This window comes from Saxibacter everestensis, assembly GCF_025787225.1.
Taxonomy (GTDB): domain Bacteria; phylum Actinomycetota; class Actinomycetes; order Actinomycetales; family Brevibacteriaceae; genus Saxibacter; species Saxibacter everestensis.
Genome location: NZ_CP090958.1, coordinates 2,006,659 through 2,018,805, shown reverse-complemented (window position 1 = coordinate 2,018,805; position 12,147 = coordinate 2,006,659). Strand labels below are relative to the sequence as shown.

The 12,147-nt window shown below is 63.7% G+C and carries 9 protein-coding genes; 6 read left to right on the top strand and 3 right to left on the bottom strand.

What is annotated here, in order from left to right; genetic code table 11:
- Positions 1–25: 25 nt before the first annotated feature.
- The 3 genes from LWF01_RS09700 to LWF01_RS09690 are packed head-to-tail and all read right to left on the bottom strand — an operon-like array spanning position 26 to position 3,914.
- On the bottom strand, positions 26–691 hold the full coding sequence (locus LWF01_RS09700) for an AIM24 family protein (protein ID WP_349640807.1): 666 nt from the start codon (positions 689–691) through the stop codon (positions 26–28).
- A 57-nt stretch (positions 692–748) separates the two neighbouring features.
- Positions 749–3,409: a valine--tRNA ligase gene (gene valS / locus LWF01_RS09695; RefSeq protein ID WP_349640806.1), complete on the bottom strand. Its 2,661-nt coding sequence runs from the start codon at positions 3,407–3,409 to the stop codon at positions 749–751.
- 52 nt (positions 3,410–3,461) lie between these two features.
- Entirely contained in the window at positions 3,462–3,914 is a 453-nt protein-coding gene (locus LWF01_RS09690; RefSeq protein ID WP_349640805.1) for a DUF2867 domain-containing protein, read from the bottom strand.
- Positions 3,915–3,980: 66 nt separating this feature from the next.
- Here LWF01_RS09690 and LWF01_RS09685 point away from each other — a divergent pair, with 66 nt between their 5' ends.
- From LWF01_RS09685 to LWF01_RS09660, 6 genes are all read left to right on the top strand, one after another.
- Entirely contained in the window at positions 3,981–4,613 is a 633-nt protein-coding gene (locus tag LWF01_RS09685) for a TetR/AcrR family transcriptional regulator (protein ID WP_349640804.1), read from the top strand.
- An 11-nt stretch (positions 4,614–4,624) separates the two neighbouring features.
- The gene (locus tag LWF01_RS09680) at positions 4,625–5,710 is read left to right on the top strand and encodes an acyltransferase (RefSeq protein ID WP_349640880.1); all 1,086 of its coding nucleotides are present in this window, start codon (positions 4,625–4,627) and stop codon (positions 5,708–5,710) included.
- A 126-nt stretch (positions 5,711–5,836) separates the two neighbouring features.
- Complete coding sequence (locus LWF01_RS09675) at positions 5,837–6,610, top strand: SDR family oxidoreductase (RefSeq protein ID WP_349640803.1); 774 nt, start codon at positions 5,837–5,839, stop codon at positions 6,608–6,610.
- 429 nt (positions 6,611–7,039) lie between these two features.
- On the top strand, positions 7,040–10,297 hold the full coding sequence (gene ileS / locus LWF01_RS09670) for an isoleucine--tRNA ligase (RefSeq protein ID WP_349640802.1): 3,258 nt from the start codon (positions 7,040–7,042) through the stop codon (positions 10,295–10,297).
- Positions 10,294–11,721, top strand: a complete 1,428-nt coding sequence (locus tag LWF01_RS09665; protein WP_349640801.1) for a bifunctional folylpolyglutamate synthase/dihydrofolate synthase — start codon at positions 10,294–10,296, stop codon at positions 11,719–11,721. Before ileS ends, LWF01_RS09665 begins: the two co-directional genes overlap by 4 nt.
- On the top strand, positions 11,721–12,119 hold the full coding sequence (locus LWF01_RS09660; protein ID WP_349640800.1) for a DUF4233 domain-containing protein: 399 nt from the start codon (positions 11,721–11,723) through the stop codon (positions 12,117–12,119). Before LWF01_RS09665 ends, LWF01_RS09660 begins: the two co-directional genes overlap by 1 nt.
- Positions 12,120–12,147: the final 28 nt, after the last annotated feature.

Sequence of the window (12,147 nt, the reverse complement as noted above, 5' to 3'; positions counted from 1 at the left end):
GGCGTGCGGCCGGCAGCCGGGTCCGCTAGGCAGTCGGCGTCGGGTAGCCCTCGCTTGGCTGGACCACGACGAAGCCCGGTCCATGGAACGCCAGCTGGAAGGATTCTCCCGATCCGCCGCGGAGCATGGACTTCATGTTCATCGAGTTGTGCACCCCTGGCACCAGGTTCGCCGACCAGCAGACCACCGCGTTCGGGTCGACAAAGGTCGGCTGCTGGCTGCAATCGAGCAGCAGCGGGTCGCCATCGCAGGATACCGCCACCATGCCATTGCCCTGCAGCGTGAGGTTGAACAGGCCGCCGGTGACGATTCCCGCTCCCTGTACCCGCTTGATGTCCCACTCGATTGAGGCGTCCATGGCCAGCAGGTTGCTGCTGTTCACCGTGATGGCGTCGCCTTCGAGCTGCACCATGAAGATGTTGCTGGAGGTCCGGGCGAAGAACACCTCGCCCTGGCCGGACACCCGCATCATTGGGGCATCCTCGCTGGTGAGGACCTTCTTCATAAATTTGCCAACCGACCCGGAGCCTTCGTGATTGAACGCGATATTGCCTTGATAGGCAACCATCGCGCCCTTCGTGGAGATCACGTCATCACCGAGCGCCGTGCGGAGCATCTTTGACGACTGCAGCGTCCATCGCTGCGTTGTCTGAGCTTCCTGGTTGGCAGAGTTGAAGAGTTCGCTGCGCATGTTTTTCCTTATCCGTTCGAGGGAAGGTTCCAACGCGAGCTTAGTTGACGTCGGAGCTCATACCTCGGCCGGAGCCAGCTCGATTTCCGAGACAGTCAGCTCGCCGTCGGTGGCATCGACGAAGACCAGCTCGCTGACCCTGCCCGCGGCCTTGAGGTCCTCGGCGGCAGATTCCAGCCGGACGCGTTGCTCCGATCCGGCGGTGATCACCGCGCGCTGGACCTCGGTCTTCTGGGAGACCTTGGCCTCGGACTTCGACTTGCGAACCTTGCCCAGCGCCTCGCCGAGAACTGTGAGGATCTTGGCATCCCCGCTGAATCCAACTGGTTTGGGCCAGCTTGCGTGATGCACCGACCCGGCACGCCACCAGGACCAGACTTCCTCGGTGGCGAACGGCAGAACCGGCGCGAAAAGCCGCAGCACGGTGTCAAGGGTCGTTGCCAGGGTCACCACGGCCGACTTCTGCTGATCGGGGCCTGCCGCTCCGTACGCGCGATCCTTCACCAGCTCGACGTAGTCGTCGGTGAATGACCAGAAGAAGCTCTCCGTCAGGTCGAGTGCCTTTGCGTAGTCATAGCCGTCCATCGCCTTGCCTGCCTCGGCGACGACGGTATCCAGCCTGGCGAGCAGTGCCTGGTCCAGCGGATTGATCACGCCTGCGTCTCCGGCTGCGTCGGAACTGATCAGGCCTTCGTGTGCGCCAAGGTTCAGGGCGAACTTTGAGGCGTTCAGCAGCTTCATCGCCAGGCGCCGTCCGACCTTCATCTGGTCCTGGTCGTAAGCCGTGTCCGATCCGAGCCGGGCGGAGGCCGCCCAGTAGCGTACGGCATCCGGGCCATGCCCTGGCTTGTGCTCGGCCAGGATGTCGGTTGGCACGACCACATTTCCCTTGGACTTCGACATCTTCTTCCGGTCCGGGTCAAGGATCCACCCCGACAGCGCGGCGTTCGTCCACGGGATGGACGTGTTCAACGCATTGGCCCGGACCATGGTCGAGAACAGCCAGGTCCGGATGATGTCGTGGCCCTGAGGCCGCAGGTCGAATGGGAAGACCCGCTGGAACAGGTCCTCGTCCCGGCTCCAGCCGCCGACCAGCTGGGGAGTGAGCGACGATGTTGCCCAGGTGTCCAGTACGTCGGGGTCGCCCATGAAGCCGCCGGGCTCGCCGCGCTGCGCTTCCTGGAAACCCGGAGCTGTGTCGGCGGCCGGGTCGACCGGAAGCGAGGCGTCGGACGGGATGATGGGGGAGTCGTATTCCGGTTCACCGTCGGCGTTCAGCGGATACCAGACCGGAATCGGAACGCCGAAGTAACGCTGGCGCGAAACAAGCCAGTCGCCGTTCAGGCCATCGACCCAGTTCTCGTACCTGGCACGCATGAAGTGCGGATGCCAGTTGATCTCCCGGCCCCGGGCGATCAAATCGGCGCGAAGCTCCTCGGAACGCCCGCCATTACGGAGGTACCACTGCCGGGAGGTCACCACCTCGAGCGGCTTGTCGCCCTTCTCGTAGAACGGCACCGGGTGGAGGACCGGTTTGGGTTCGCCGTCCAGATCGCCGCTTTCGCGGAGCATCTCGACGATTGTCTCCTTGGCGCTGAACGACGTCTTCGTGGCCAGTTGCTGATAGGCATCTACGGCACCGTTGAACCCGGATGAGGCGATCCATTCGGGGGTCTCGGCGAGGATGCGTCCATCCCGCCCGACGATTGGCCGGGTCGGCAGCTGAAGCTCACGCCACCAGGTGACGTCGGTGAGATCGCCGAAGGTACAGACCATGGCGATGCCGGTGCCTTTGTCCGGCTTGGCCAGCTCGTGGGCCACCACAGGGACGTCGACACCGAACAGCGGCGAGCGAACTGTCGATCCGAACAGCGGCTGATACCGCTCGTCATCCGGATGCGCCACCAGCGCGACGACGGCCGGGATCAGCTCGGGCCGGGTGGTCTCGATGTAAATCGGTTCACCGGCGCCGTTCGATGCGAACTTCACCCGGTGATAGGCGCCGGGGCGCTCACGGTCCTCGAGTTCGGCCTGTGCCACTGCGGTGCGGAACGTCACGTCCCACAGGGTCGGGGCATCTGCCGAATAGGCCTGCCCGGCGGCGAGGTCCGCGAGGAAGCTGCGCTGGCTGACCGCGCGTGAGGTGTCGTCGATCGTGCGGTAGGTGTAGTCCCAGTCGACCGACAGTCCGACCATCCGGAATAGATCTTCGAAGACCTTTTCGTCGAGGACTGCCAGTTCCTCGCACAACTCGATGAAGTTGCGCCGTGACACCGCAATGAAGTCCCGCGAGTTCTTGGCCGGCTTCTCCGGTGGCGTGAAGTCGGGATCATAGCCGATGGCCGGATCGCAGCGAACGCCGTAGTAGTTCTGCACCCGGCGTTCGGTCGGCAGGCCGTTGTCATCCCAGCCCAGTGGATAGAAGACCTGCTTGCCGAGCATCCGCTGGTAGCGTGCCACGACGTCGGTCTGGGTGTAGCTGAACACGTGGCCGACATGCAACGAACCGGAGGCGGTTGGCGGTGGCGTGTCGATCGAATAGACCTCGGCCCGCTCGGCTGACCGGTCGAAGGCGTAGGTCTTGTCGCGCGACCAGACTGCGTCCCACTTTGCGCCAAGTCCCTCGACGCTCGGCTTCTCCGGAACTTTGACCGACGGATGCGTTCGGGAAGGATCGGCATGGCCGGACGAATCGGCGCGAGAAGCAGAGATAGTCATAGTCGTCAATCATCCCACCGCCCGGCAATCAGGCAAAAACCGGCCTGCACGGTTAGCCGGCGAGTATCCGGCTTGCCCGACGCAGCATGCTTCCGACCACCACCGGGTGGGCGAGACGTACCGGCGCGAAGTATGCGCGACCCCGCCAGCCATGGAATCGAACCGTGGTGGTCACCCGGACCAGTCTGAGTTCGGCGTCCACTCCGACTGCGCAACGGAAGTCGAGGTGCTCGTCATCGGCAACGATCAGCGCTTCCTCTCCGGCAACCCGGGCTACGTCGAACACGTCGTGCGGAGACTTGGGGATCCCGAGGAGCCTGACCATTCCCTGGCGCAGGCCGAGGGCAACCAGAACCCAGGGCGGCATGGTGCGCACACCGAAAATGGTCCTGGCCCATACTGCCGGGTCCTCGCTGGCGCCTGCCGGAAGCGGAATCAGGGTGACATCGGCGAAGTCGGGGGCGGGAATGTCGTCGAAGGCCTGCGAATAGAACGTGGGTTGCATTGCGAAACGCCTTCCGTACGGTTGCGTATGGTTGCTGAAACCACACTATACGGTACCGTCTGGTCTATGCCGAAACCGCGTGATTCGTCGACTGGCAAGCCCAGGGCCGGTGGCGTCGTGAGTCGTGAAGACTGGGTCGAGCACGCCTACTCCGTTTTCATTACCGAAGGCATTTCTGCGCTGACAGTCGAGGGCCTGGCGCAGAGGCTGAGCATCAGCAAAGGCTCTTTCTACTGGCATTTCAAGAATCGCCGGGACCTGGTCACTGCGGTGCTTGACCAATGGGAAAGGCTCGCCACGGATGCCGTGATCGAGGCGAGCAATGCCTCGGGGCCAAGCGGGGAGCATCGATTGGAAGCTCTTTTTCGGCGGCTCGCGGCAGAGGATGACGCGCGGCCCTCCGAGCAGTCGCTGTACTCGGCCGGAAATGAACCGGCTGTCCAGGCAGTTCTCGAGCGGGTGACGGAGCGTCGGATCGGCTACGTGGCCGAACTGCTCGGCGTTTGCGGGTTCGACAAGGACGAGGCCAGACGACGTGCCGTGCTATCGCTGTCGATTCTTTTGGGTCTCCGCCAGCTGTCAGTTGCGGCGCCGGCATGCCTTCCGAGCGGGGATCGACAGGGCCTGTGGCTCAGCGCGCTGCAGATGGCACTTGGCGCTGACCGGTTTCCGCCGAAGTCCACGGGTCTGGGAGGCTGAACTACGTGAGGATGCTTGACCGATTCAGCAATGTCGACCCCGCCCGCACATCCACGGGGTGGATGAACAGTGCCCGCGCTTTCGCGATCATGGCGGTGGTTTGCATTCACATGCTGGCCGCGACGATTGAGGACGGCGGCATGAACTTCAGTTCCGGCTGGTGGGCGGCGAATATCCTCGACTCCGCCATCCGCTGGTCGGTGCCGGTGTTTCTGATGATCTCCGGCGCGCTGGCGCTCGACCCGAAACGCGGGATCCAGCCGCGCTATTTCCTGCTGAAGCGCTGGTACCGGATCGGCATTCCACTGGTTTTCTGGACAGTCTTCTATGTCGTTTTCCGGCTGTTCGTGCTTGGTGGGTACCAGGAAGGCTGGGACCCGATCCGGGCAATCGTCAGCGGTTCGCCCTTCGTGCAGCTCTACTTTCTCTATGTTCTCGCCGGATTGGTGCTGCTCACACCGTTCCTGCGACTGCTGACAACTCACGGCTCCCGTCGGCTGCAGTATGGATCAGCCGCGATCTTCCTCTGCATCGGAATCTCGGATCAGCTGTTCATGTACGCCTTCAGCGTCGGTTCGTACAACGCGGTGACCAGGTTCCTGCCAATGGTCGGTTACTACGTGCTCGGCTGGTGCCTGCGGGACGTCGTGGTCAGGCGCGAGGGCGCGGCTCTTGCCTGGGTGGGCTTCATCGGTTCGACGGCAGCAACCGCTCTGCTTGCCAGGTTCGGCCCCGGAGATCAGCCGTGGCGCTACGTCTACGATTACCTGTCGCCAACCGTGGTACTCGCCGCTATTTGCGTGTACCTGTTGATGCATCGGTACATGAGTCGCGACCTGCCGATTCTGGAGACCCTGGCGCCGCTGTCCTTTGGCGTTTTCCTGATTCACGCCGTCTTCGTGTTCGGCGTCCGGCTCTACCTTGACAAGCCGGAAACGGTTGCCGAGGTGCTGCTACAAGGCATCGGACTGACCATTGTGTACACAATCCTGAGTGCGCTGGTCACCTGGCTTGCGATCCGGGTGCCCTATGTTCGCGCCGTCTTTGGCGCCTCGGATCCAAAAGTCCCTCCGGCGGCGCCGGTACGGGTCACCTGAGCAGGGCTAAGCTCGCAATCACATGCTGCTTCCCGGCCCGCCAGCGGATTTGAGCAGCAAAGCACGGATCGACCGATAAGGACCCGCAAGGCCCCGCAAGTACCCGTAAGGAAAGGACTGTCAGCTATGACCTCGCCAACGAGTTCCACCCGGCTTCGTGCAGTTGTGACCGGTGCCAGCTCCGGGATCGGCGCCGCCACTGTCCGCCGGCTCAGTGCCGAAGGCTGGGACGTGGTCGCGGTGGCACGCCGCGAGGCGAAGCTTGAAGCGCTCGCCGCAGAGACCGGAGCCCAGGTACAGGTCGCTGACGTCACCAGCGAACAGGAGGTGGCGCGTCTGGTCGCGTCTGTGACCGCTGCGGGCCCGGTGCATGCCCTGGTGAACAACGCCGGGGGAGCGTTGGGAACCGACACGATCGAACAGGGCTCAGCCGAGGACTGGCAGAAGATGTTCGACGTCAATGTGCTCGGCGTCCTCCGGGTAACGCAAGGATTCCTTCCAGCGCTGCGTGCATCCGGCCGCGGGGACGTGCTTGTGATGTCGTCGACCGCAGGACACATCGCCTACGAAGGCGGCGGCGGATATGTAGCTGCCAAACACGGCGCGCATTCAATTGCCGCCACGTTGCGACTGGAACTGGCCGGGGAACCGGTGCGGGTTATCGAGATTGCGCCGGGCATGGTCGCCACCGAGGAGTTCACCCTGAAGCGGGTGGGTGGCGACGCCGAGAAAGCAGCGAAGGTGTACGAGGGGGTCGAGATGCCACTGACCGCGGAGGACGTGGCCGACGGAATAGTCTGGACGCTGACTCGGCCCCACCACGTGAACGTCGATCTGCTGGTGCTGCGGCCGATCGCTCAGGCCGCGCAGCACAAGGTCGCCCGGAACTCCGGCCTTTAGGCGCAGCCTGGCCCCTCCGGCCGCGCAGCCCCGGAGCGCAGCCCCAGAGCGCAGAAAGACGTTCCGGGCGCTGCGAATCATTTGACGGTTCGCGCTACGATAGGACAACAAGCTGTGATCCGGCCATCACCGGGGAGCTTCCGGAAGAAAACAGGCCCGGCTACTGTCGCGAGAGCGGCGGATGTCGTGCCTGTCAGTAGAACCGGACGGGTTTGCCCGTTATAGCTGTTAATGAGCGATTCACCTTGCCGGATGCCCGGCAGTGGCGAATCAGCCGGCACGGCGGCGCAACTGGCTGCCGGGCCCTGGTCGCCCGAGGTGAATAAGCGGGGTGGTACCGCGGTGTGTGCGTCCACCGGGTCCTTTCGGGTCCGGGGGTGCTTGAATCATCGTCCTCGTAAGTCGTACAACTGGCTTAAGTGAGGATTTATGAGCTACCCGAAAGCTGTTAGCGGGACCGACGTCACCACCGGCGCGTCGCTGTCCACTCCGCGATTTCCCGATGTCGAATCCCGGGTGCTGAAGTACTGGGACGCCGACGGCACCTTCCCTGCCAGTGTCGATCAGCGTGATGCCGGAGTCGATGGCAGCAATGAGTTCGTCTTTTACGACGGGCCTCCCTTCGCCAACGGCCTGCCGCACTACGGCCACCTGCTGACCGGCTATGCCAAGGATGTCGTCCCCCGCTATCAGACGATGCGCGGCAGGCGGGTCGAGCGACGCTTCGGCTGGGATACCCATGGTCTGCCAGCAGAGCTCGAGGCGGAGCGGCAACTCGGAATAACTGACAAATCCCAGATTGATGAGATGGGCATCGCGGCATTCAATGACGCATGCCGGGAATCGGTGCTTCGCTACACGGACGAGTGGCAGGACTATGTCACGCGCCAGGGCCGCTGGGTCGACTTTGACAATGATTACAAGACGCTCAACGTCGAGTACATGGAATCCGTCATCTGGGGCTTCAAGCAGCTTTGGGACAAGGGCCTGGTGTACGACGGCAAGCGGGTGCTGCCGTATTGCTGGCGGGACCAGACGCCGCTGTCCAATCACGAGCTGCGGATGGATGACGACGTGTACAAGTCGCGGCAGGATCCAGCCGTCACCGTGGGGTACCGGCTGACGACCGGCGAGTTGGTTCTGATCTGGACCACGACGCCGTGGACCATGCCGTCCAACCAGGCGATGGCCGTGCATCCCGACGTCGACTACGTAGTCGTCGAGCCGGATGCCACGTCGGCTCTTGCCGGCGAGAAGGTCATCCTCGCCGAGGCACGGCTGGGCGCCTACGCCAGGGACCTAGGCGAGACGCCGCTGGTTACCGAACGTTTCAAGGGCACCGCATTGCTGGGGCGCCGCTATCGTCCGCCATTCCCGTACTTCGAAGGCGATGAATCTCTGGGCGCAAGGATGCACACCATCCTGTCCGCCGACTACGTCACCACCGATGACGGTACCGGCATCGTGCACATCGCTCCCGCCTTTGGTGAGGAGGACAAGCTCGTCACCGACGCGGCCGGTATCACCGCTGTCGTCCCGGTAGATTCTCGCGGCGAGTTCACCTCGGAGGTGCCTGACTACGCGGGGTTGCTGGTATTCGATGCCAACGCCAAAATCGTCAAGGACCTGAAGAACCAGACCGGTCCGGTGCTTAACCAGGGCGTCGTGCTGGTCCGGCACGAGACCTACGAACACTCCTATCCACATTGCTGGCGCTGCCGGAATCCGTTGATCTACCGCGCGGTATCCAGCTGGTTCGTCGGCGTTTCCAAGTTCAAAGACCGGATGGTCGAGCTGAACGAAGAGATCAGCTGGGTTCCCGGGCACATCAAGCACGGGCAGTTCGGCAAGTGGCTCGCCAACGCCCGCGACTGGTCGATCTCCCGAAACCGTTACTGGGGCACGCCCATCCCGGTCTGGGTTTCTGACGACCCCGCCTACCCGCGCACCGACGTGTACGGCTCGCTGGACGAACTCGAGCGCGATTTCGGCGTCCGGCCCACCGACCTGCACCGGCCTTTCATCGACGAGCTGACCAGGCCGAATCCGGACGATCCGTCCGGCCAGTCGACCATGCGCCGGGTCCCCGAGGTGCTCGACGTCTGGTTCGACTCCGGTTCGATGCCGTTCGCCCAGGTGCACTACCCGTTCGAGAATCAGAACTGGTTCGAGCACCACTATCCCGGCGACTTCATCGTCGAGTACATCGGCCAGACCCGCGGTTGGTTCTACACCCTGCACGTCCTGGCCACAGCGATATTCGATCGGCCATCGTTCTCCAGCTGCGTCAGCCACGGCATTGTGCTCGGCGACGACGGGCAGAAGATGTCGAAGAGCCTGCGCAACTACCCGGATGTCCAGGAGGTCTTCAATCGGGACGGCTCCGACGCGATGCGCTGGTTCCTGATGTCGTCGCCGATCCTGCGCGGCGGCAACCTGATGGTCACCGAACAAGGCATCCGCGACGGGGTTCGTCAGGTGCTTCTTCCGCTCTGGAACTCGTGGCAGTTCTTTGCCACCTATGCCAACGCGGCGGATGCGCCGGCTGGCAACGGCTCGGCCCCGGGATATGAGGCCTCGATCAGCACCGAGTCGGATCAGGTCCTGGACAGGTACCTGCTGGCTAAGACCCGCGATCTGGTTGCCGGCCTGACCGAGCGGATGGACGGCTACGACATCGCGGGTGCCTGCGACCTGACTCGCGACCACCTCGACATGCTGACGAACTGGTACATCCGCCGGTCGCGTCGTCGATTCTGGGCCGGCACGGCCGAAACCCACGGATCATTCGATGTGCTCTACACCTGTCTGGAGGCTTTCTGCCGCAGCACCGCACCGCTGTTGCCGATGACCACAGAAGAGGTCTACCGTGGGCTGACCGGGGCACGAAGCGTGCATCTGACCGACTTCCCAGATGCCGACGACTACCCGGAGAACGCAGCGCTGGTCGCCCAGATGGACCGCACCAGAGAGATCTGCTCGGCGGCATCCAGCCTGCGCAAGGCCGGAAACCTACGGGTTCGCCTGCCGCTCAACGAACTCACGGTCGTTGTGAATGAGGCCCTGGGCGAGGAATTCACTTCGATCATCGCGGACGAAGTCAACGTGCGTTCGGTCCGGGTACTGACCCTGGCCGAGACCGAGGCCGCCGGATTCTCCCTGCGCTCCAAACTCACCGTGAACGCCCGGGCAGCCGGACCGCGATTGGGCAAAACAGTGCAGCAAGCGATCAAGGGTTCCAAGACCGGTGATTGGAGCGAGGCCGACGGTGTCGTGACATCGGGCGGCATCGAGCTCATCGAGGGCGAGTATGTCCTGGAAACGGTTGCATCTGCTGCCAACGAGGGTTCCGCGCTCGCGGTATTGCCGAGCGGCGGCTTCATCGCACTGGACACAACGGTCACCGGCGAGCTCGCCGCGGAGGGTATCGCCCGTGACCTGGTTCGGGTGATCCAGCAGGCGCGCAAGGACGCCGACCTCGATGTTTCCGACCGGATCCGCGTCGCGCTGGTCGCCGACGCGCCAGTGCTCGATGCGGTGATGACGCACCGGGATCTCGTGGTGGGGGAGACCCTTGCCGACCAATTCGGCGCCGGCAGCGGCGCGAGCCTCCCTGACGGCCCGGGGGTATCCAGGTCCGAGGTCGGCGATGGCCTACCAGTAACAGTTAGCGTGGCGAAAATATGAGTGATTACCAGCCCCCGGGCTCGAAGTACCTGGTTCGCGAAGAGGCGGCCCGGAACAAGGCGGCCGTAGCTGGAGTGTACGAGGCCCTGCTGAGGCGCGCGCCGGAAAACCGTGTCGAGCCGCGCCTCGACGCGGTCCGCCGGGTGCTCGAACTGCTCGGCGATCCGCATCGCGCGTACCCGGTGATCCACGTCACCGGAACGAACGGCAAGACCTCGACATCGCGGATGATCGATGCTCTGCTTTCCGCGCACGAACTACGGGTCGGTCGCTTCACCAGCCCGCACCTGTCCTCGGTGACGGAGCGGATAAGCATAGACGGCCAGCCGATCTCGGCCGGTGACTTCATTCGTACCTACGAAGAAGTCGAGCCGCTGCTTCTGCTCGTCGACAATGAACTGGGTGATCGCGGGGAACCGCTGATCACGTACTTCGAGGCGCTGACTGTGCTCGCCTTCGCGGCCTTCGCAGACGCGCCCGTCGAGGTTGCCGTGCTCGAAGTCGGCATGGGTGGGTTGTGGGATTCCACCAACGTCGCAGACGGACAGGTGGCCGTGATCAGCCCGGTCTCCCTCGATCACCAGCAGTATCTCGGCGACACGATCGGCGAGATCGCTACCGAAAAGGCTGGCATCATCAAGGACTTTTCCAGCTCCGAGGTGCTCGGCGAGGCTCCCTGGGTCGTTCTCGCCGCCCAAGAGCCTGAGGCCGATGACATATTCGCCGCCCGGATCGAGGAGGTCGGCGCCCGCGGGCTGAAGTCCGGGGTGAACTTCGGTTTGACCAGCAGAGAGGTCGCGGTAGGCGGTCAGCAGATCAGCCTGCAGGGAGTCTCTCGAAGCTATCAGGACATTTTCCTTCCCTTGCACGGCGCGCATCAGGCAGACAACGCCGCCCTTGCGCTTGCCGCGGTCGAAGTATTCCTGACCGGTGCCGAGCGGGAACTGGACCCAGAGGTCGTGCAGCAGGGCTTCGCGGCCGTGACATCGCCTGGCCGGTTGGAGATAGTCAGGACCTCGCCAACTGTTCTGCTGGACGCCGCGCATAACGCGGCAGGCGCCGTTGCCCTGGCTGAGGCGCTGCAGGAGGCGTTCTCGTTCGCACGGGTTATCGGCGTCATCGGCGTGCTCGCCGACAAGGATGCCGAGGCGCTGCTGGAAGCGCTTGAACCCGTGCTCGAACTGATTATCGTCAGCAAGTCGTCTTCACCGAGATCGTACGATCCCGAGGAACTCGGCGCACTCGCCGCGGATATCTTCGGCGAGGACAGGGTCATTGTCGTGCCCAAGCTCGATGATGCCCTGGTTCGTGCGGTCGAAGAGGTAGATATCGGCATGGATCATGGCTCTGGTGTTGTGGTCACCGGGTCGGTCACCACTGTCGCCGACGCCAGATCACTGCTTGGCCGGGATGGCGAAGGCTAGTGGCGGATAAACCTGCTGCGGCGCGTTCGACCAAGCGGATGTTTGCGTCGGCCACCCTGGTTTTCGAGCTCGGCGTTGTATTCTTCGCTGTTCTTGTCGCCTTCGGCCTGCGCGCCGCGCCGGTTTCCCAGCTGGCGATCGGTGGTGGGGCCATCGTCCTGCTGTGCCTGTTTGCCGCCTCGTTGCTGCGGCATCGCCTGGGTTATTGGCTTGGCTGGCTCGCGCAGCTGGCCATCCTGGCCACCGGGATTCTGATCCCGATGATGTTCCTTGTCGGCGCGTTGTTCACGGCAACCTGGGCCTTCGGTCTCTACTGGGGCGCCAGGATCGACCGTGAGAAGCGGGCACGCGCTGACGGGGCTGACGGGGCTGTCGGGGCTGACGGGGCTGGCCTTTGAGCGTCCTAGCGATCTGACTGGGCGCCCG